This window comes from Streptomyces boninensis (assembly GCF_048572725.1).
In the GTDB taxonomy this organism is placed as follows: Bacteria; Actinomycetota; Actinomycetes; order Streptomycetales; family Streptomycetaceae; genus Streptomyces; species Streptomyces boninensis.
Genome location: NZ_CP183837.1, coordinates 4,757,885 through 4,778,522 on the forward strand (window position 1 = coordinate 4,757,885; position 20,638 = coordinate 4,778,522).

The 20,638-nt window shown below is 73.1% G+C and carries 17 protein-coding genes, 1 tRNA gene and 1 other RNA gene; 7 read left to right on the plus strand and 12 right to left on the minus strand.

Going from position 1 to position 20,638, the window contains the following annotated elements:
- Positions 1–278 precede the first annotated feature (278 nt).
- From ACNNMR_RS21545 to ffs, 6 genes are all read right to left on the minus strand, one after another.
- Positions 279–1,556, minus strand: coding sequence for an aspartate kinase (locus ACNNMR_RS21545; protein ID WP_419996293.1), 1,278 nt, complete (start codon positions 1,554–1,556; stop codon positions 279–281).
- A gap of 169 nt (positions 1,557–1,725) precedes the next feature.
- Positions 1,726–2,394, minus strand: a complete 669-nt coding sequence (locus tag ACNNMR_RS21550; RefSeq protein ID WP_419996294.1) for a DUF5063 domain-containing protein — start codon at positions 2,392–2,394, stop codon at positions 1,726–1,728.
- Positions 2,387–2,986 carry a recombination mediator RecR gene (recR, locus tag ACNNMR_RS21555; protein WP_165240535.1) on the minus strand — a complete coding sequence of 200 codons (600 nt, stop codon included), beginning with the start codon at positions 2,984–2,986 and terminating at the stop codon, positions 2,387–2,389. The genes ACNNMR_RS21550 and recR overlap by 8 nt, the downstream gene beginning before the upstream one ends.
- A gap of 44 nt (positions 2,987–3,030) precedes the next feature.
- Positions 3,031–3,366: a YbaB/EbfC family nucleoid-associated protein gene (locus tag ACNNMR_RS21560; RefSeq protein WP_420000432.1), complete on the minus strand. Its 336-nt coding sequence runs from the start codon at positions 3,364–3,366 to the stop codon at positions 3,031–3,033.
- A gap of 192 nt (positions 3,367–3,558) precedes the next feature.
- A complete protein-coding gene (locus ACNNMR_RS21565; protein ID WP_419996295.1) occupies positions 3,559–6,522 on the minus strand; it encodes a DNA polymerase III subunit gamma and tau in 2,964 nt (987 codons plus the stop codon).
- 111 nt (positions 6,523–6,633) lie between these two features.
- Positions 6,634–6,730: signal recognition particle sRNA small type (gene ffs / locus ACNNMR_RS21570), an RNA gene on the minus strand.
- A gap of 72 nt (positions 6,731–6,802) precedes the next feature.
- On the opposite strand from ffs, the gene ACNNMR_RS21575 reads away from it, so the two are divergent.
- The 3 genes from ACNNMR_RS21575 to ACNNMR_RS21585 all read left to right on the plus strand — a co-directional run bounded on the left by ACNNMR_RS21575 (position 6,803) and on the right by ACNNMR_RS21585 (position 8,493).
- A tRNA-Ser gene (locus tag ACNNMR_RS21575) sits at positions 6,803–6,890 on the plus strand.
- A 304-nt stretch (positions 6,891–7,194) separates the two neighbouring features.
- Positions 7,195–7,668, plus strand: a complete 474-nt coding sequence (locus ACNNMR_RS21580) for a hypothetical protein (RefSeq protein ID WP_419996296.1) — start codon at positions 7,195–7,197, stop codon at positions 7,666–7,668.
- A 195-nt stretch (positions 7,669–7,863) separates the two neighbouring features.
- Complete coding sequence (locus ACNNMR_RS21585) at positions 7,864–8,493, plus strand: sigma-70 family RNA polymerase sigma factor (RefSeq protein ID WP_419996297.1); 630 nt, start codon at positions 7,864–7,866, stop codon at positions 8,491–8,493.
- Positions 8,494–8,499: 6 nt separating this feature from the next.
- Here ACNNMR_RS21585 and ACNNMR_RS21590 read toward each other — a convergent pair whose 3' ends face one another.
- From ACNNMR_RS21590 to ACNNMR_RS21600, 3 genes are read right to left on the minus strand one after another with little or no spacing between them, the layout of a single operon-like run.
- Entirely contained in the window at positions 8,500–9,030 is a 531-nt protein-coding gene (locus ACNNMR_RS21590; protein ID WP_419996298.1) for a copper chaperone PCu(A)C, read from the minus strand.
- A 50-nt stretch (positions 9,031–9,080) separates the two neighbouring features.
- Positions 9,081–11,489 (minus strand): heavy metal translocating P-type ATPase, encoded by a 2,409-nt coding sequence (locus tag ACNNMR_RS21595; protein WP_419996299.1) that lies wholly within the window; start codon positions 11,487–11,489, stop codon positions 9,081–9,083.
- A complete protein-coding gene (locus ACNNMR_RS21600; protein ID WP_419996300.1) occupies positions 11,489–11,737 on the minus strand; it encodes a hypothetical protein in 249 nt (82 codons plus the stop codon). The genes ACNNMR_RS21595 and ACNNMR_RS21600 overlap by 1 nt, the downstream gene beginning before the upstream one ends.
- 211 nt (positions 11,738–11,948) lie before the next feature.
- On the opposite strand from ACNNMR_RS21600, the gene ACNNMR_RS21605 reads away from it, so the two are divergent.
- The 4 genes from ACNNMR_RS21605 to ACNNMR_RS21620 all read left to right on the plus strand — a co-directional run bounded on the left by ACNNMR_RS21605 (position 11,949) and on the right by ACNNMR_RS21620 (position 17,630).
- A complete protein-coding gene (locus ACNNMR_RS21605) occupies positions 11,949–13,430 on the plus strand; it encodes an MFS transporter (protein ID WP_419996301.1) in 1,482 nt (493 codons plus the stop codon).
- Positions 13,431–13,624: 194 nt separating this feature from the next.
- Positions 13,625–15,454 carry an asparagine synthase (glutamine-hydrolyzing) gene (gene asnB, locus ACNNMR_RS21610; RefSeq protein ID WP_419996302.1) on the plus strand — a complete coding sequence of 610 codons (1,830 nt, stop codon included), beginning with the start codon at positions 13,625–13,627 and terminating at the stop codon, positions 15,452–15,454.
- Positions 15,451–16,683: a cytochrome P450 family protein gene (locus ACNNMR_RS21615; protein WP_419996303.1), complete on the plus strand. Its 1,233-nt coding sequence runs from the start codon at positions 15,451–15,453 to the stop codon at positions 16,681–16,683. Before asnB ends, ACNNMR_RS21615 begins: the two co-directional genes overlap by 4 nt.
- Before the next feature lie 11 nt (positions 16,684–16,694).
- Positions 16,695–17,630, plus strand: a complete 936-nt coding sequence (locus tag ACNNMR_RS21620; protein ID WP_419996304.1) for an L-tyrosine/L-tryptophan isonitrile synthase family protein — start codon at positions 16,695–16,697, stop codon at positions 17,628–17,630.
- Here the strand turns inward: ACNNMR_RS21620 and ACNNMR_RS21625 are convergent.
- From ACNNMR_RS21625 to ACNNMR_RS21635, 3 genes are read right to left on the minus strand one after another with little or no spacing between them, the layout of a single operon-like run.
- Positions 17,612–18,418, minus strand: a complete 807-nt coding sequence (locus tag ACNNMR_RS21625) for an ABC transporter ATP-binding protein (protein WP_419996305.1) — start codon at positions 18,416–18,418, stop codon at positions 17,612–17,614. The genes ACNNMR_RS21620 and ACNNMR_RS21625 overlap by 19 nt on opposite strands.
- Positions 18,415–19,500 (minus strand): FecCD family ABC transporter permease, encoded by a 1,086-nt coding sequence (locus tag ACNNMR_RS21630; RefSeq protein WP_419996306.1) that lies wholly within the window; start codon positions 19,498–19,500, stop codon positions 18,415–18,417. The genes ACNNMR_RS21625 and ACNNMR_RS21630 overlap by 4 nt, the downstream gene beginning before the upstream one ends.
- Positions 19,501–20,565, minus strand: a complete 1,065-nt coding sequence (locus tag ACNNMR_RS21635) for an ABC transporter substrate-binding protein (protein ID WP_419996307.1) — start codon at positions 20,563–20,565, stop codon at positions 19,501–19,503.
- Between the last annotated feature and the right edge of the window lie 73 nt (positions 20,566–20,638).

Genomic DNA, 20,638 nt, shown 5'->3' on the forward strand with positions numbered 1-20,638 from the left:
CTGCCCCCCGTCAGGGTTGTACGCGTGAGGCAGTGTTACAGAATCTGCACACCTAGCACCCATGCGTCCCAACTCTTCCACGAATGCCCCATTTTGACGGTCGCCTTTGACACGGGCACACGAAACCAAGACGTCCCCCGCCGGAGCTGCGGTTGCAGCCGACGGGGGACGAAATAGTCGAACAGATTGCTGATCAACAGCAAGTAGTCTGGACCAACGGTTGGGTCACATCTGCCAGCAGGTCAGCGGCCACGTCGGCAGCCGGCCCGGCGGGCAGGTCAGCGCCCCGTGCCCCCGTAGACCACGGCCTCGTCGGTCTCGCTGTCGAGCCCGAAGGCGGTGTGCACCGCGCGCACCGCGTCCTTCACCTCGTCTTCACGAGTGACCACCGAGATCCGGATCTCCGAGGTGGAGATCAGCTCGATGTTCACGCCGGCGTTGGACAGCGCCTCGAAGAAGGTCGCGGTCACGCCGGGGTTAGAGCGCATGCCCGCGCCGACCAGCGAGATCTTGGCGATCTGGTCGTCGTAGCGCAGCGACTCGAAGCCGATGTCCGGCTGCGCCCGGGTCAGCTTCTCCATCGCGCGGTGACCGTCGGTCTTCGGCAGCGTGAAGGAGATGTCGGTCAGGCCGGTGGCGGCGGCGGAGACGTTCTGCACCACCATGTCGATGTTGATCTCCGCGTCCGCGATCGAGCGGAAGATCATCGCAGCCTCGCCCGGCTTGTCCGGCACGCCGACGACTGTGATCTTCGCCTCGGACGTGTCGTGAGCGACCCCGGAGATGATCGCCTGCTCCATGCCTTCTCCTTGTTCTCCCTCGGGCCGAGTGCGCACCCACGTACCCGTGTGCCCCGAGAACGAGGAACGAACATGGATGGGCATGTTGTAGCGACGCGCGTACTCGACACAGCGGTGCAGCAGCACCTTCGAGCCGCTGGTGGCCAGCTCGAGCATGTCCTCGTACGGAATCTCGTCGATCTTACGGGCCTTCTTGACCACCCGCGGATCGGCCGTGAAGACCCCGTCGACATCGGTGTAGATCTCACACACCTCGGCGTCAAGCGCCACGGCCAGCGCCACCGCGGTGGTGTCGGAGCCGCCGCGGCCGAGCGTGGTGATGTCCTTCGTGGACTGGGACACGCCCTGGAAGCCGGCGACGATCGCCACCGCCCCCTTGTTCACGGCCTCCTGGATACGGCCCGGGGTGACGTCGATGATCCGTGCCTTGTTGTGCACGGAGTCGGTGATCACGCCGGCCTGGCTGCCGGTGAAGGACAGCGCCTCGTGGCCCAGTTTCTTGATCGCCATGGCCAGCAGCGCCATGGAGATGCGCTCGCCGGCGGTCAGCAGCATGTCGAACTCACGGCCCGACGGGATCGGCGAGACCTCTTCGGCCAGCTCGATCAGCTCGTCGGTCGTATCGCCCATCGCCGAGACCACGACGACCACCTGGTGGCCGCTCTTCTTGGCTTCGACGATGCGCTTGGCGACGCGCTTGATGCCGTCGGCGTCCGCTACGGACGAACCGCCGTACTTCTGCACGACTAGGCCCACGGTTGGCGCTCCTCGCAAAGGTATTTCGGTCGGCTCATTCTAACGAGCCGGTTCACCGGCTCAGCGGCGAACCCTGCCCGGCAGGAGCCAGTCCATGCGAGGTCGTAAGGCAGGTCACACCCGGCGTGGGTGCACGACCCGGCGCACGTTGCGCGCGCCGGGGGTGCGCTCAGGTCCGTACCGACCGCAGGCCCAGCGGCTCCGCGATCTCCTGGACCATCACCTTTCCGGCCTCCTCCTCGAGGCTGCCATCGTCCAGCGCCGCGTCCGTGTCGGTGTCCAGGCCGTCCAGCTCGTCCAGCGGCTTGTCGAGGCGGACGTGCGCGACGAGGGACTGCAGCGCGCGCAGGCAGGCGCTGGCGGTCGGGCCCCAGTTGGAGAGGTACGAGAACTGCCACCACCACAGCGCCTCGCTGACCCGGCCCGCGCTGTAGTGCGCCATGCCGTGCCGGAGGTCGGTGAGGATGTCGGCGATGTCGTCGGAGATCCGGCAGGCGACGGGGGCGCTGCGCGGCTCGTACGGGTCGAAAACCTCGGAGTACACGTCGACGGGGTCGAGCATCGTGGCGAAGCGCTGGCGCAGCTCGTCCACGTCGGGCTCCGGGCCGGTGTCCGGCTCGTACCGCTCGTCCGGCACGAAGTCCTCGTGCGCGCCGAGCCGGCCGCCGGCCAGCAGCAGCTGCGAGACCTCGAGCAGCAGGAACGGCACCGCGCTGTCCGGCTCGTCACCCTTCGCCAGCTCGGTGACGGAGACCAGGAAGCTCTCCACCTGGTCGGCGATCTGGACCGCGAAGCTGTCCGGGTCCTGAGTGGCGTTGTGGAGTGTGGCGTCAGACATCGAGCAAGCGCCTCCCTTCAAAGGCCCGCCCCAGCGTGACCTCGTCCGCGTATTCCAGGTCTCCCCCGACGGGGAGCCCGCTGGCCAGCCGCGTCACCTTCAGGCCCATGGCCTTGACCATGCGGGCCAAGTAGGTGGCGGTGGCCTCTCCTTCGAGATTCGGGTCGGTGGCCAGGATCAACTCGGTGACGGTGCCGTCGGCGAGCCGGGCCAGCAGTTCGCGTATCCGCAAGTCGTCAGGGCCAACCCCCTCGATCGGGCTGATCGCCCCGCCGAGGACGTGATACCGGCCACGGAACTCGCGGGTCCGCTCGATGGCCACGACGTCCTTCGGCTCCTCGACGACGCAGATGACCGACGGGTCGCGGCGCGGGTCGACGCAGACCCGGCACTGCTCCTCCTGCGCGACATTGCCGCACACGGAGCAGAACCGGACCTTCGCCTTCACCTCGGTGAGGGCGTGCGCGAGCCGGCGGACGTCGGCCGGCTCGGCCTGCAGGATGTGGAAGGCGATCCGCTGCGCGCTCTTCGGACCGACGCCGGGCAGCCGCCCGAGCTCGTCGATCAGATCCTGAACTACGCCTTCGTACACGCGGATTGCCTTTCGGTGGGGCTCTCGATCCTAGAAGAGCATGCTCAGAAAGGCATGCCCGGCATGCCGCCGAGGCCCTGGGCGAGCGGGCCGAGCTTCTCCTGCTGGAGCTGCTGAGCGGCGGCGTTCGCGTCGCGTACGGCCGCGAGGATCAAGTCGGCGAGGGTTTCGGTGTCTTCGGGGTCTACGGCCTTCGGGTCGATGGTGAGGTCCTTGAGCTCACCGCCGCCGGTCACCGTGGCCTTGACGAGGCCGCCGCCGGCCGTGCCCTCGACGGGGGTCTCGGCCAGCTCCTGCTGCGCCGCGGCGAGATCCTGCTGCATCTTCTGGGCCTGCTGCAGCAGCTGCTGCATGTCGGGCTGGCCACCACCGGGGATCACTGCTTGCTCCTGCTTCGTCGACTGCACGCGCCATATATCGCTGTCTGGCTGTTTCGCTGGTTCGCTCCTGCGAGCCTACGTGTTACCCGGGCCGCGCGCTCTACGCCGAACGGAGGACACGGGCCCTCCGGGGGGTGTACGCGCGGTGGGGGCTGGACTCGGGGCCTGCCGGGCCGGAGTGCTGGTGGTGGGCTAGGGCTCGTTGCGGATTTCCTCTATCACCGTGGCGCCGAGTTCGCGAACGATGAGGTCGTGGCCCGAGAGGGCGGAGTCGACCAGGTCGGGGTCGTCCTCGGCCGGCATGTCCTCCTCCAGGGGAGGGGGTGGCGGGCCGGGGTCGGGGTCGTACGCCTGCTGCGGGGGTACGGGGGACGGGGCCGTCTGCATGGCCTGGCGGGCGGCGTTGGCGCCTTGGCGGCCGGGGGCGCCGGAGCCGCCGGGACCGCCTGGGCCTGCGCCGTAGCCGCTCGGGTCGCCGGGGCCTCCGGGGCCGGCCGATCCGAGCGGGCCGGAGCCGGACGATCCGGCCGGGCCGCCCAGCCCACCCGGGCCTCCCTGTCCGCCCGGACCGCCGGGGCCTCCCGGACCGCCCGGTGTCCCCTGGCCGGAGAAGCCGCCCGCATTCGCCGCCGGTCCGCCGGCCGGGCCGCCGCCGAATCCACCGGAGCCGGGGCCTTGGCCACCGCCGAAGCCGCCAGGACCTTGGCCGCCACCGAAGCCTCCGGGGCCGGAGCCCTGCCCGCCGCCCATCGCCGGGCCACCGGGCCCACCGGCCCCGCCTGCGCCGCCCGACGGGTCGACGATGCACTCGACCTTCCACTGCACGCCGAAGCGTTCCGCGAGCACCTCGCGGAGTACGTCCTCGCTGCCGCCGTTCACGAAGCTGTCGCGGGCCCCGGGGTTGGCGAAGCCGAGCTGGAGCGTGCCGCCGTCGAAGCCGCTGACCTGGGCATTCTGGCTGAGCAGGATCCACGTGAAACGGCGCCGGTTCTTGACGGCCTCAAGGATGTCCGGCCACATCTGCCGCACGGAGGCGGCTCCCGCCTGAGGATTCCCCGCCTGACCGCCAGCAGGAGCACTGCCCGCTTGCGGGCCGCTGGCCGGGCCACCCGCCTGGGGATTGCCCGGCTGGCCGCCGGCTTGGGGATTGCCGCCATAGCCGCCTGCCTGCGGATCGCCGGCGTGGCCGCCCGCGGGCGCGGGCGCTCCGCCCTGCGGCCCAGTAGGCGCGGGGCCGCCAGGCCCGGCAGGTGCGGAGCCGCCCTGGGCACCGCCGGGGCCGCCGGACTGGCCGCCGCCCTGCGGACCGGGGTTGCCCGGGCCCGTACTCCCCGAAGCCGGTCCGCCGCCCGCAGGCCGCGAACCGGGCGCCACGGCAGTCGGCCACGCACCAGGCCGCCGCCCAGCCGCACCGGCTCCGCCGGGCTCGCCACCGGGGCCACCGGGGCCACCGGGGCCACCGGGGCCACCCTGGGTCTCACCGGCGTCCGTGCCGGGAATCGCGGAGTGGCCGCCTTCGCCGGGGCCCGCCTGAGAGCCGGTCACCCCGCCGCCGGCCGACGCGCCCGCGGGCCAGGCTCCGGGGCGCTGTCCGGCCTGCGGGCCCTGGCCCGTGCCGGTCTGCGGCCCGGCGGGTGAGGTGCCGCCGCCCTGCGCGGGCCCTTGCCCTCCGTCATAGCCGCCGCCCTGGGCTGTCCCGGCCTCAGCGCCGGTCCCGTACTGCGGAGCGTCCGCCGCCGCGGCCCCGCCCTCGGCAGCTCCCGGCGCATTCGGGCCGCCGCCCGCCGCATCGGCCGGCCCAGCCGCGCCACCGGCCGCCCCGCCGCCGGCCACCGCGCCGCCAGGCGCACCCGCACCGCCGCCAGGCGCCCCGCCCCCCGGCGCCCCACCCTGCGGCTGCACCGGCCCGCCCCGCGACGAGATCGCCGCCCGAGCCGCCGCGGGCCCCGGCGTGTGGCCCTCGGGCCCCGGTACGTACCCGAGCGGTGCCGGCGCCCCCGCCGTCCGCTCCAGGCGGTCCAGCCTGGCCGCGACCGAGCGCTCGTCGCCGTACGCCGCGGGCAGCAGCACGCGGGCGCAGATCAGCTCCAGCTGCAGGCGCGGGGACGTGGCGCCGCGCATCTCGGTCAGGCCTTCGTTGACGAGGTCGGCGGCGCGGCTCAGTTCGGCGGCGCCGAAGACCGACGCCTGGGTGCGCATGCGGTCCAGGACGTCGTCGGGGACGTCGATGAGGCCCTTCTCGCCCGCGTCCGGGACCGCGGCCAGGATGACCAGGTCACGGAGCCGCTCCAGGAGGTCGGCGACGAAGCGGCGCGGGTCATTCCCGCCCTCAATAACGCGGTCGACGACCCCGAAGGCGGCCGCGCCGTCGCCCGCCGCGAAGGCGTCCACGACGGCGTCGAGCAGCGAGCCGTCCGTATAGCCGAGCAGGGCGGTGGCCATGGCATATGTCACACCCTGCTCGCCGGCTCCGGCGAGCAGCTGGTCCATGACGGACATGGAGTCACGCACAGAGCCGGCCCCGGCCCGTACGACCAGGGGCAGCACGCCGTCCTCCACGGGGATGGACTCGCGCTCGCAGACCTCGGCCAGATAGTCGCGCAGGGTGCCCGGCGGGACGAGGCGGAAGGGGTAGTGATGCGTACGCGAGCGGATGGTCCCGATGACCTTCTCGGGCTCCGTCGTCGCGAAGATGAACTTCAGGTGCTCAGGCGGCTCTTCGACGACCTTCAGCAGGGCGTTGAAGCCCGCCGAGGTGACCATGTGGGCCTCGTCGATGATGTAGATCTTGTACCGACTCGAGGCGGGGCCGAAGAAGGCCTTCTCGCGCAGGTCCCGCGCATCGTCCACGCCACCGTGGGAGGCGGCGTCGATCTCGATGACGTCGATCGAGCCGGGCCCGCCGCGGGCGAGGTCCCGGCACGACTGGCACTCGCCGCAGGGGGTCGGGGTGGGCCCCTGCTCGCAGTTCAGACAGCGGGCCAGGATGCGGGCGCTCGTGGTCTTGCCGCACCCCCGCGGACCACTGAAGAGATAGGCGTGATTGACCCGGTTGTTCCGCAGCGCCTGCTGCAGTGGACCGGTCACGTGGTCCTGCCCGATGACCTCGGCGAAGGTCTCGGGTCGATAACGGCGGTAAAGAGCGAGCTGCGACACGCCTCCGACGATATCGGTGCGCACCGACAAGTGAGCTCGGCCACAGAAACCGCCCGCTCACAGCGGCCGGGCACCCGCCCCCTGACCGCCCCCGTGCGGGGCCCCCAGAACGCAAGGTGCCCCCCACGCACCCGCCAGAGCCCGCCTACCCTTGCTGCCTTCCGGCCCTGGGGGAGTTCAGTGAGATAACGCCGCGTGAGAGGCAAGACCCAGCGTACCTGATCCCCGGGGCTCGCAACGAGTTCGCGAGCACCCCTCAGCGTCTTGTAATGTTCTCCACGGAGGATTCGCCTAGTGGCCTAGGGCGCACGCTTGGAAAGCGTGTTGGGGGCAACCCCTCACGAGTTCGAATCTCGTATCCTCCGCCAGTGCCTCACCGGGCACTAAACGTCGAAGGGCCCCACCGTCCGCGGTGGGGCCCTTCGACGTTTCCTGTCTGGTCCACGGACGGCGGCCTCGTCGTGGTCCCGGCGTCCGGCTTGCCGGGTGGGGTGCTCGGGGACGGTGTGGGGGTGGTGGCACGATGAGTGCATGACCAGTGGGCCTGGGTTTCGGCTTGCGCGGGCTGCGGTGTTTGCGGCGGTGTGCGTGGCGATGACCGGGCTTGGGCATGCGCTCATGGCTGGGGGGTCGCCGCCTGGGTGGGCTGTTGGGTATGGGTTTTTGCTTGTCATGTCGCTTGCCTGGTGGATGACCGATCGGGAGCGGGGGGCGGTCGTTGTGACCGCGGCCAGTGCGGTTACGCAGCTGGCGTTGCATACCGGTTTCAGTGCGGCTCAGGCGCTGGCTGACGCGCCTGCGCAGCAGGGCGCCATGGTGCCGGCGGGGAGTCAGGCCGGTATGCAGCATGCGGGCTCCGGGCACGGTGCCTCCGTCGGCATGGTGCTGGCGCACGTCGCGGCCGGGCTGTTGTGCGGGCTTTGGCTGGGGCGGGGGGAGGTTGCCGCGTTCCGGCTCGGGCGGGCGTTGGCCGGATTTCTTTTTGCGCCGTTGGTGCTGGCCTGCCGGGTGTTCATGGCGGCGGGCGCGCAACGGCCCGTTGCGCCCGCGCCTGCGGCCGATCCCGAGTTGCGGCGGTTGCGCCGTCGGCCGCTGCGGCACGTTCTGTCCCGGCGGGGTCCTCCGGTACGGCTGAGCTGCGTCTGACACCACCCGTCCCGGCCTGAGCCGGTGACCGGTGACGTATCGAAGTGCCTGATTACCGGCGTCCGTTGGCTGCGCCTTTCTGCATGCGCGCGCCTGCGTCGTGCGCCGGGTCCATGACCCCGTAGTCCCGCTGACGGAATGGCGTGCGCGCTTGCAGTGCGGCCTGTTCCGTCCGCATGCGAAGGACAGTTTGCGATGACCCATGCCCTGAAACGGCGGCCCGCCGTACGCAATGACGCGCAGGTCACCCGGTGGGCGCTGGACGCCCGCGACGGTGACCGGGAGGCGTACGAGCGCTTCGTCCGCGCTACCCGCGCCGATGTCTGGCGCTATGTCACCCATCTCTGCGCCGATGCGCACGGCGCCGACGACCTCACTCAGGAGACGTATCTGCGGACACTGACCGCCCTGCCGCGCTTCGAGGGGCGGTCGTCCGCCCGCACCTGGCTGCTGGCGATCGCCCGCCGGGTGGTTGTCGACCGCTATCGCGCGGCCGCCGCCCGGCCGCGGATCGCCGAGGTGACCGACTGGCAGGCGGCGGCCGAGCGGAGCCAGCCGGGTGGGCTGCCCGGATTCGAGGAGGGGGTGGCGCTGGGTGACCTGCTGCGGTCGCTGGACGGGCCGCGGCGGGAGGCCTTTGTGCTCACCCAGCTACTTGGTTTGCCGTACGCGGAGGCTGCGAGTGCGGTCGGGTGTCCGATCGGGACCGTGCGGTCCCGGGTGGCGCGGGCTCGGGAGAGCCTCGTCGCGCTTCTCCTCGCCGCCGAGGCGGCCGAGGCCGCAGAGGCGATGCAGGAGGTGAGGCCTCTCGCCATCGCCGGCTGACGCCGCTCAGCGGCCGGATCTCCAGGCACCGGGGCGTACGACGACAGCCTCGGTCTCGATCCGGCCGCTGTCCTCGAAGTGCAGGACGAACGGGATGCTTTGCCCGGCACGGAGGCCGGAGCGGAGGCCTGAGCGGAGGTCGACCATCACGTCGAGACCGTACGGCGACATCACCAGCTCGCCGCCGGCCGGCACGTCGGCCGACGCCACCATCTCCATCCCGTCGGACGCCCCGCCGTCCGTTCCGGAGTCGCGGGCCAGCATCGCCCGGCCCGTGGACGGTGAGGTCACGGCGGTCAGGCGGTCGTCCGCGTCGCCGGTGTTACGGATGTGGAAGAGGGCGGCGGTGGTCTGGTTGCCCTCGAATGGCAGCAGCAAGCGGGCGTTTTCGATGTGCAGTTGCGCGGGTCGGCCTGCGGCTCCGGTGGCTGTCCATGCGGTGAGTCCGGCGAGGGTCAGGGCGGCGGCGGCACAGGCGCAGAGCGCCGGGAGGGCGCGGTCGGCCCAGCGGCGTACGGGGCCTGTCGGTGAGGTCACCGCAGCGGGGGCGGGATCGGGAGCGGGCGCGGGAGCGGGATCGCGGCGGCTCATGCGGGTGCCTCGGCGAGGCGTGCCGGGTGGCGGCGGCGTGCGGCCGGGGGTGCGGGGCGCCAGCCGCGCAGGCGGAGGCTGTTGGCTACGACCAGCACCGAGCTCGCCGACATCGCGGCGGCTGCGATCATCGGGTTCAGCCAGCCGGTCGCGGCCAGTGGCACGGTGACGGCGTTGTAGCCGAAGGCCCAGACGAGGTTCGTACGGATCGTGCCGAGGGTGCGGCCGGCCAGCCGTACCGCCACCGCGACGGCCTCGATGTCCTCCCGTACCAGCGTCACGTCGGCCGCGCCGATCGCGGCATCGGTGCCGCCGCCCATGGCGATGCCCAGGTCGGCCGTGGCGAGGGCGGCGGCGTCGTTCACGCCGTCGCCGATCACGGCTACCCGGCGGCCGTCCGCCTGCAGTTGTCGTACGAGTGCCGCCTTGTCCTCCGGGGTGCGGCGGGCGTGGACGTCGGCGGGGGCGAGGCCGAGTTCGGCGGCTACGGCGCGGGCGGTGGGCTCGCGGTCGCCGGTGGCCAGGACGGGGCGGAGGCCTAGGCGGCGCAGGCGGTCCACGGCGTGGTACGCGCCCGGGCGGAGGGTGTCGCCGAGGGTGAGGATGGCTTGGGGGGTGCCGTCGATGAGGAGCAGTACGGGGGTGTGGGCGGCGGCTTCGGCGGCTGTGATCGCGGCCGACAGCGTGTCCGGCAGGGGCTCGTCGCCCGGGGCGCGTACCTCCACGCGGTGTCCGTCGACGCGGGCCGTCACGCCGACGCCCGGGGTGGCGGCGAAGTCCGTGGCGGTGGGGAGGGGGCGTTCGGGGAGGGCCCGGCGGGCGTGGGTGGCGATGGCGCGGCCGAGGGGATGTTCGGAGCCCTGCTCGGCGGCGCCGGCGAGGCGCAGGGCGGCTTGCTCGCCGATGCCGTGCAGGCGGGCGGTGGCGGCGGTCTCGTCAGTCGTGTCGGTCCCCTCCGTCGCTTCGGTCCCGTCCGTAATGTCGACCCTGCCCGTCCCACTGCCCCCTCCCGGCAGCGCCGTCACCCGCGTGACCTGCGGATGCCCGGTCGTCAGAGTCCCCGTCTTGTCGAGCACGACCGTATCCACGCCCCGCAGTGCCTCCAACGCCGCCGGACCAGTGATCAGCACGCCCAACTGAGCACCCCTCCCCGTAGCCGCCATCAGCGCCGTAGGCGTCGCCAAGCCCAGTGCGCACGGGCAGGCCACCACCAGGACCGACACCGCCACAGTCACCGCCACCTGCGGATCCGCCCCCGCCCCCAGCCAGAACCCGAGCACAGTGATCGCCACGGCGAGCACCACGGGCACGAACACCCCCGCCACCCGGTCCGCCACCCGCTGTGCCCGCGCCTTCCCCGCTTGCGCCTCGGTGACCAGGCGGGTGATCCGGGCCAGTTGCGTGTCGGCGCCGACCGCCGTGGCCCGTACGCGCAGCAGCCCGCCCGCATTCACCGCGCCGCCCACCGCGCTCGAGCCAGGACCGACCTCGGCCGGATCGCTCTCGCCGGTGACCAGCGACAGGTCGAGCGCCGAGCTGCCGTCCACCACCTCGCCGTCGGTGGCGACCTTCTCGCCCGGCCGTACGACAAAGATCTGCCCGAGCCGCAAGTGCTCGATGGGGATGCGTCGTTCACCTCCCTCCGCCTCCTCCCACAGCGCGACATCCTTCGCCGCGAGCTCGGCCAGCGAACGCACCGCCGCGCCGGTGCCGTGCCGGGCGCGGGCCTCCAGATAGCGGCCCGCCAGGACGAACAGCGGTACGGCGACGGCGGCTTCGAGATAGACGTGTGCCGTGCCGCCCTCGGCCGTCGGCAGCAGGCTGAACGGCATCCGCATCCCGGGTTCACCCGCGCCGCCGAGGAAGAGGGCGTACGCGGACCAGCCGAAAGCCGCGGTCACGCCGAGCGAGACAAGGGTGTCCATGGACGCGGTGGCGTGCCGCAGCCCGCGCAGCGCCCGGGTGTGGAACGGCCAGGCGCCCCACACCGCCACCGGCGCGGCGAGCACGAAGCACAGCCACTGCCAGTTGCGGAACTGCAGGGCCGGGGCCATGGAGAGGATCAGCACCGGGAGGGCGAGGAGCGCGGTGACCAGCAGGCGGTGGCGTTCGGCGGCCTCGTGGTCAGCGGCCTGGTCGTCAGCGGCCCGGGCGGCCGGCGCCGAGGACTCCTCCCGTACGGGATCCGCTCCGTACCCCGCCCGCTCCACCGCCGCGACGAGCTCCCCCGGGCTCAGCGCGGGCGGGTGGGTGACGCGGGCGCGGCCGGTGGCCAGGTTCACCGACGCGGTGACGCCGTCGAGCCGGGCGAGGCGCTTCTCGACCCGGTTCACGCAGGCGGCGCAGGTCATGCCGGTGATGGTGAGGTCGGTGGTGACGGTGGCGGCCAGGGGCGCGGTGGTCATCAGTGGCCGCCCTCCATTCCGTCCATGTCATCCATGTCGTCCATCTCGCCACCGCCACCGCCACCGCCACTGCCGTCCGTAGGCGCGGATCGCCCGGGATGGAGCCCCGGAGCGACCGGCCCCGCCGCCGACCCCACGGCGTACGCGACGCAGAACAGCGCCACGAGAAGCGCCAGAAACCCGCCCAGCGCGGGCGGCGGCACATACCGCCGTACGGCCGTCGTGCCGCTCGATGCATCCGTCGTCATGCGTCCAGTCCTCCGGGAAGAGTGCCGGGCAGCGACCTGCCCACCAGGTAGTCGGACGCCGCCCGGCCCTGGTTCCTGCCGCCGTCGGCACCTCCCCCGAGGCATGGCTTTCCGTATCCGCGGGAACTCCCTCCCGCCCGCGGCCGACCACTGAAGCGAGGCCCCTGGCGGAACCCGTCCGCCGCTCCAGGGCCGTGAGGGGGAGTCAGCGATGCCGCGCGGCCCGCAGGTCGGCCCAGGTCAGGGGCGAATACCCGTGCCGGATACGGACGACGGCAGGCCGCGGTGGGCGCTGGTCGCCGTGGCCGGAGCGCTGTCGTTCATCGCGATGCTCGACATGAACATCGTCAACGTCGCCCTCGCCGATATCGCCGCCGGCTTCGAGGTCGCCCCGGCCACCGCCCAGTGGGCCGTGCTCGGCTATCAGCTCCCCGTCGTCGCTCTGCTGCTGCCCGCCGGGCGCTGGCTGGACAGCGTCGGGTACGGGGGCATGCGCCCTGCCCTGCTCGCCGCCACCGGCGGATTCGCGCTGTGCAGCCTCCTCGCCGCCCTCGCGCCCTGGGTCGCGTGGCTGGTCGTGGCGCGGATCGCCCAAGGTGCCTTCGGTGCGGTGCTGTTCGTGCTGATGCCGGTGCTGGTCATCCGGTCGGTGCCGCCCGAGATGCGTGGCCGGGCGATGAGCGTGCCCGCGACGCTCGGGCCGCTGGGGGCGGTGACCGGGCCCGCGGTGGGCGGGGTGCTGCTGGATGCGTTCGGCTGGCATGCGGTGTTTCTCGTGAAACTTCCCTTCTGCCTGGCGGCGATGGCGGTCGCGTACCGCTGCCTGCCCCTGGCCGGCCGGCTGCGCACGCCCGACCGGCGGCATGTCGCCGACGCCGCCCTCGCCGGGACCGCGCTCACGGCGCTGCTGCTGGCCCTGACCCTCGCGCCGGATACGCCCGTCTGGCTGCTGCTGGGGCTCGCGGCGCTGCCGCCGCTGTGGTGGTGGCTGCGTGGGCCCGGCGGGCGGCAGGTCACCGGCGTGCTGCGGGCGGCGGGTACGTACGGCGTGCACGCCGCGGTGCTCGCGCTCGCCGCGGCCTTTGCTGCCATGCAGTACACGGTGGCGCTGCGGCTGCAGCAGGGCGACGGGTTCAGCGCCACCGCAACCGGGCTGACCGTGCTGGCCTTTCCGCTGGCCATGGGGCTTGCCGGGCCGCTGGGAGGGCGGCTGGCGGACCGCTGGGGGGCGCGGCCCACCGCCATCGTCGGGGCCGCGATGACGGCGGCCGGGCTTGGGCTGCTGGTGCCGTTCGGCGATGGCTGGGGTGCGTACGACGTCGCCTGGCGGCTCGCGGTGGCCGGCGGCGGGATGGGGTTGTACGGCGGTCCGACCCAGTCGCTGGTGATGGGCGCCGCCCCGCCGGAGGCGGCCGCCACCGCGGGCTCCGCGGTGCAGTCGGCCCGCAGCCTCGGCTTCGCCCTCGGGCCCGCTGTCGCGGCGGCGACCTGGGGCTTGGCTGCGTACGGCACCGGTGGCGGATCCGGTGAAGGGGCCGCGGAGGGGGCCGGTGACGGCACCGGTGCCCGGTGGGCGCTGGCGCTCGCCGCGCTGGCCGCCGCCCTCGCCGTCGGCCTGCTGGCCCGCCACCGGCCTCCCGTACGCACGTCACCCGGCGCCACGGTCGCGGCGGCGCCCGCCGCCGAGGGCTGACCCACCGCCCGCTGCCCGCGCGGCCCACCGCCTACCCCCGTCCGCCGACCCCGACCCCGACCACCGACCCCGACCGCCTTCCGCCGACCCCGACCGCCTACCGCCGACCGCCGACCGCCGACCGCCGACCACCGACTGGCCGCCCCCGACCGCCCACCGCCGACCCCCTTCCGCCACCCGACAAGGAGCCCCCAATGTGCGGCATCACCGGCTGGACATCCTTCGCCCAAGACGCCCGCCCCCACGCCCCACTCCTCGAAGCAATGACCGCCGCCCTGACCCCCCGCGGCCCCGACGCCTCCGGCGTCCACCTCACCCGCCACGCCGCGGTCGGCCACCGCCGCCTGGCCGTGCTCGACCTCGAGGGCGGCGTCCAGCCCATGGCCCACGAACACCGCGGCACCGTCCTCACCTTCAGCGGCGAGATCTACAACCACCACGACCTCCGCGCCGAACTCCGCGCCCACGGCCACCGCTTCCGCACCCGCAGCGACACCGAAGTCGTGCTGCACGCCTACGCCGAGTGGGGCACCGGCCTCGCCGAGCGCCTCGACGGCATGTTCGCCTTCGCCGTCTGGGACGAGCGCGAGCAGCGGCTGCTTCTCGTACGGGACCGGCTCGGCGTCAAGCCGCTCTTCTGGGCGCGGATCACCGGCGGCGTGGCCTTCGCCTCCGAGCCCAAGGCGCTCTTCGCGCACCCCGAGATCCGCCCCCGGGTAACCGCGGACGGGCTCCGCGAGGCGTACAGCCTGCTCTTCAACACCGGCCCCACCATCTGGTCCGGCATCCGCGAGGTCGAGCCTGGCGGCACCCTCCTTCTCGACCGCGACCACGGCATCCGCGAAAGCCGCTACTGGCAGCTCGCCGCCCACCCCCACCACGACGACCAGGCCACCACCGTCGAGCAGATCCGCACCCGCCTCGACCACGCCGCCCGCACCCAGCTCGAAGCCGACGTGCCGCGCTGCTCCCTGCTCTCCGGCGGCATCGACTCCACCGTCCTGACCGCCCTCCTCGCCGACGAACTGCGGCTGCGCGAGGGCCCCGAGGCCCGTATCCGCTCCTACGCCGTCGACTACAGCGACCAGGCCGCCGCCTTCACCGGCGACGTCCTGCGCACCGGCCACGACACCCCGTACGCCACCGAAGCCGGCGCCTTCATCGGCACCGACCACGACACCGTCGTCCTCGACCCGCACGCCCTCCTCGACCTCGACCACCGCCGCGCCGTCGTCGCCGCCCGCGACTCGCCGATCGGCGTCGGCGACATGGACACCTCGCTCTATCTGCTCTTCGGCGAGATACGGAAGCAGTCCACCGTCGCGCTGTCGGGCGAGGCGGCCGACGAGGTCTTCGGCGGCTACCCCTGGTTCCACAGCCCCAGGGCGCTGGCCGCGCCCACCTTCCCGTGGCTGCTGGTCACCGGCGACGAGGCCGCGATGCCGCTGCATCCGGAGCTGGGGGCGGTGCTGCGCATCGCCGAATTCCGCGACGACACGTACCGCGCGGCGCTCGCCGCCGTCCCGCACGCCGACGGCGAGGACCCGGCCGAGCACCGGCAGCGCGAGCTGCAGCACCTGTCGCTCACCCGCTGGCTGCGGCAGCTGCTGCACCGCAAGGACCGGCTCAGCATGGCGCAGGGGCTGGAGGTGCGGGTGCCGTACTGCGATCACCGCCTGGTCGAGTACGCCTTCAACACCCCATGGGCGCACAAGAGTTTCGACGGCCGTGAGAAGAGCCTGCTGCGCGCGGCCGGCGCCGGCCTGGCCCCCGAGTCCGTGCTGTGGCGGCCCAAGAACCACTACCCGGCCACCCACCACCCCGACTACAACCGCGGCCTGCAGGCGCTGGCCCGCGACGCCCTCGCCGTCCCGCAGGTGCGCGACCTCGCCGACGAGACCCGTATCAAGCCCCACCTCGATACCCCGCCCGAACGCCTGGAGTGGGGCCACCGGCTGCGCCTGGAGCGCGTCGTCGACCTCGCCCTGTGGCTGGACCACTACCGCCCGGAGATCTCCCTATGACGACGCCAGCGCCCGGCCCCGTCCCCATGTACGGCTGCCCGTACAAACGCGACCCCTACCCGCAGTACGAGCACATGCGCACCGCAGGCCCCGTCCACCCCGTCGTCTTCCCCAGCGGCGTCCACGCCTGGCTGATCACCGGATACGAGGCCGCCCACGCCGCCCTCAACGACGACCGCCTCGGCAAGAACCACGCCCGCGGCAACGACCGCTGGCGCGCCCGCGCCTCGATCATGCCCGAGCCGCAGCGCTCCCAGCTCCAGGTCCACCTCCTCCACCAGGACCCGCCGGACCACACGCGGATGCGCCGTCTCATCGTCGACGCCTTCGCCCCGCGCCGCGTCGAGGAGCTCCGCCCGCGCCTCCGCAAGCTCGCCGACACCCTCATCGACGCCCTCCCCGAGCACGGCCCCGCCGACCTCGTCGCCGGTTTCGCCGCCCACTACCCCTTCCAGGTCCTCGCCGAGGTCATCGGCCTCCCGGCCGAACTCGCCGCCCGCTTCGACCGCGACTGGGGCAAGGTCGTCCAGCCGGTCGGCCCCACCGACCCCGGGCGGCCGCGGTACGAGGCCCGGCTGCGCGGGCTGCAGGGCTATATCGCCGACGTCGTCGCGCACAAGCGGCGGTACGCGCAGGACGACCTGCTGAGCCGCCTCGTCACCGCGTACGACACCGGCGAACTCACCCAAGCCGAGCTCGACTCCATCGTCTTCCAGCTGCTGGTCGCCGGACAGGAGCCGGTCACCAACCAGCTCACCACCGCCCTGATCGCCCTGCTCCGCCACCCCGCCCACCTCGACCGGCTGCGCGCCGAGCCGCAGCTGCTGCCCCGGGCCGTCGAGGAACTCCTCCGTTACGACAGCGCCTTCGAGCTCACCACCTGGCGCTTCTTCGCGGAGGACACCGAGTTGCACGGCACCCGCATCCCGGCCGGCGACTCCGTGATCGTCTCCCTGTGCGCGGCCAACCGCGACCCCGCCCACTTCCCCGCGCCCGACACCCTCGACTTCGACCGCACCCCCAATCCGCACCTGGCCTTCGGCCACGGCATCCACTTCTGCCCCGGCGCCGCCCTCGCCCGCGCCGAACTCCAGCTCGCCCTCGGCACGCTGCTGCCCCGGCTGCCCGGCCTGCGCCTCGCCGGGCCGGACGCGGACCTCGACTGGATCCCCGCCGTCCTGGCCCGTGGCGTGAGCCGGCTGCCGGTGACGTACGACCGGCGGATCTGACGGGAGACCTGATGCCGCTCACCACGAGCCCTGTCGCCGACACGTGCGTCGCCATCCTGAACCTGCTGCTGCCGCACCGCCGCGCCGCCGACCCCGACTCCCCACCGGCCGCGGCCTTCCCCTGCCAACTACAGCGCCTGGCCGACTTCGTACGGAACGGCGAGCCCATCCAGCTCACGCTCCCCGGCTTCCCCTGCAAGTCGCCCAACCCCGCCAAGGTCCTCGGCCACCTCCCCGACCAGGGCGAACGGCTCTCCCTCGGCTTCCTCGACCAGCTCTGCCGCAGCGTGTCCGAGGTCTACGCCCCCGGCGCCCGGCTCGTCATCTGCTCCGACGGGCACATCTTCGGCGACCTCATCCACGTACCTGACGCGCACATCGACGCGTACGCCGACGCCCTCCGCACCATGATCCGCGGGCAACGGCTGGACCGGCTCACCGTCTACGACCTGCGCGACGTCTACGGCGACCGCCCGCACGACACCAAGCGCACCCTGGTCCACGACCGCTACGCACCCACCGTCGAAGACCTTCGCGCCGAGCTCCGTCACGACGACAACGCGCTACGGCTGTACCGCGGCATCACCCGCTTCCTCGTCGAGGACGCCGCCGAATACCCCGGCAGCCGCGCCGCCCTCCAGCGCGCGTGCCGGCGGCGGGCGTACGGGGTGATCCAGCGCAGCCGCGCCTGGGGCGAGCTGATCGCCGAACGGCATCCGCGCGCGCTGCGGCTGTCCATCCACCCGCAGCCCGCAGGGGCGGCGAAATTCGGCATCCGGCTGCTGGCGGCCCGGGATGTGTGGACGACGCCCTGGCACTCGGCGGCCCTGCGCTCCGCGGACGGCGCCTGGGAGCTGATGCCGCGCGCCAAGGCCGAGCGGCTCGGGCGGCTCGTGCTGCGGGATGGCCGGCCGAGCCACTTCGAGGCCTACGACGCGGGCAGGTGAAGCGCGGCCGGAGCGTCGGCCGGAGCGCGGTGGTCGAAGGCGATCAACGGGTCGCCCGTCAGCGGATGTTCCACGACCGCCGCCCGCACCCCGAACACCTCGGCCAGCAGCGCGGGCGTCAGCACCTCCCGCGGCGTACCCGACGCCACCACCCGCCCCTCGTGCAGCACATGCAGCCGGTCGCACACCGCGGCCGCCGCATTGAGGTCGTGCAGCGACACCAGCGTGGTGCGCCGCTGCGCCCGCAGCAGCGCGAGCAGCTCCACCTGGTGCAGCACATCCAGGTGATTGGTCGGCTCGTCCAGCACCAGCACATCGGGCTCCTGGGCGAGCGCCCGCGCCAGCAGCACCCGCTGCCGCTCACCGCCGGAGAGCGCCGTGAAGGACCGGCCGCCCGCCTCGGCCATCCCCACCTGCGCCAGCGCCCGCGCCACCATCTGCCGGTCGGCCTCGTCCTCGCCCGCGAAGGCCCGCTTGTACGGCGTACGGCCCATGGCGACGACCTCGTACACCGACAACTCCACATCCCCGCCCCGCTCCTGCGGCAGGGCGGCCACCCGCCGCGCCGCCTGTACGGGCGACAGCGCGCGGATGTCGTCGCCGCCGACCAGCACCCGCCCGGCCGCGGGCCGCAGATGCCGGTACGCGGTGCGCAGCACGCTCGACTTGCCGCTCCCATTCGGCCCGACCAGGCCCGCGATCTCGCCCTCGGCCGCGATCAGCCGCACACCGGCGACCACGGTCCGGCCGCTGTACGCGACCCGCAGCTCCTCGATGTCGATTCTCATCTGCCGTCCTTCAGCTGCCGGTCGAGCAGATACAGCAGCGCGGGCGCGCCGATCAGCGAGGTCACCACGCCCACCGGCAGCTCCTGTTCGCTGAGCGCCACCCGGCACACGGTGTCGACGATCACCAGCAGCAGCGCCCCCATGAGCGCCGACAGTGGCAGCAGCCGCCGGTGGTCGGCGCCCAGCAGCAGTCGGCACAGGTGCGGCACCAGCAGCCCGACGAAGGCGATCGCCCCGGACACCGCCACCAGAATCCCGGTCAGCACGCTCGCCACCACGAACAGCTCCCGCCGCAGCCGCGCCGCATCCACCCCCAACCCGGCCGCGGTCTCGTCGCCCATCATCACCGCGTTCAGCGCCCGGGCCCGCGCCTGCAGCAGCGCCAGCCCGGCGGGCACCGCGACCGCGGGCACCGCCAGCGTCGTCCAGGTCGCCCCGCTCAGGCTGCCCATCAGCCAGAACAGCACGCTCTGCGTCTGCTGTTCGTCCCCGGCCTGCAGCACCAGATAGCTGGTGAACCCGGACAGGAACTGCCCGATCGCCACCCCGGCCAGCACCAGCCGCAGCGGCGAGAACCCGCCCCCGCGCCGGGCAATGGCCCACACCAGCGCAAACGTCCCCAGCGCCCCCGCGAACGCCGCCCCCGACAGCCCGAGCCCGAGCAGCCCGCCCGCCCCGGCCCCCAGCACGATCGCGGCCACGGCACCCAGCGACGCCCCGCTGGAAATGCCCAGCAGATACGGATCCGCCAGCGGATTGCGCACCAGCGCCTGCACCGCCGTGCCGACAAGCCCCAGCCCGGCGCCGACGACCGCCGCCAGCAGCGCCCGCGGCACCCGCAGCTGCCACACGATCAGATCGTCGGTGCCGGGCCGCGGCGGCTCCCCGGACAGCCGCCGCACCACGACCGTCCACACCTCACCGGGCGGAATCGCCGTGGACCCCCACGACACGGCGGCGGTCAGCGCGAGCAGCAGCGCGGCGCCGAGGACGGCGGCCAGGAGAGCCGGGCGTACGGTCCGTACGCCACCGGTCGCGCGCTTCTCCGCCCGGCTCTCGCGGGTCGCCGCAAGCACCGGCATCTACTGCCCCGCCTTGACCTTGCCCGGGTACAGGGTCGCCGCGATGCGCCGCACGGTGTCGGCGTTGGCCACGCCCGCGATGGTGGTGGCCTCCGAACCGATGCGCAGGAAGCGGCCCTTGCGCACCGCCTCGAGGCCCTTCGTCGCCGGATTGCGCTCCAGCCAGCGCTGCGCCTCGTCGTACGCCGCGCGGGTCTCGGCCGCACTGCCCCGGTTTCGTACGGCCAGCTGGATCCAGTCGGGGTTCTTCGCGACCACGTCCTCCCAGCCGACCGGCTGGTAGTCGCCGTCGCAGCCCGCGAAGACGTTACGGGCGCCGGCCGAGGTGATCACCGCGTTGCCGATCTGCTTGTTGCAGATGGCCATCGGCTGCTTGGTGCCGGCGTCGTAGTCGAAGAAGAAATAGCTGGGCCGGTCCTTCTGCGCGGTGCCGCCGACGGCCTTGTGCACCGCGCCGACCCTTTTACGCATCCCGGCGACGAGTTCCGCCGCCCGGTCGCCGGTGCCGGTGACGTCGCCCAGGGCGGTGATGTCCGCCTCCACCGCGGACAGGTCGGTCAGCGGCTTCTTGCTCATGGCCGCGCAGGCCGTGGACTTGAGGTAGATGTGCTTGATCCCGGCGGCCTTGAACTCCTCCTCCTTGGGCGCATCGCCCATGCCGCCCATGTTCATCGCCGCGAAGGTGTCGATGTACAGGTCGGCGCCGGAGCCGAGCAGCTTCTCCTTGGGGATGACGGCCTTGCTCAGCACCGGGACCTGCTGCGCCCGGGTGCCGAGCGCGCCGGGCAGGGTGCCCTTGCCGGGCGGGAAGCCGGTGCCGATGACCTTGTCCCCGGCGCCGAGGCGCAGCAGCAGTTCGAGGCTGGAGGCATTGCTGGTGACTATCTTCTTGGGCGCGGCGTCGAACGTCGTCTCGTCGCCGCGGCAGTCACTGACCTTCACCGGAAAGCCGCCACCGGCCTCCGAACCCCCGGCGGCGCGCGCCTCGCCGCCATCACCGCCACCGCAGCCGGCCGCGAACAGGGCCAGCACGGCCGCCCCACCGCACCACACACGAGCACGCATCGAACAACTCCCGCCCTTCCGGATCCACGGGCGCCGAGCGGAATCCGGCCCCCGGGCAGGTAGTCGGGGCGGA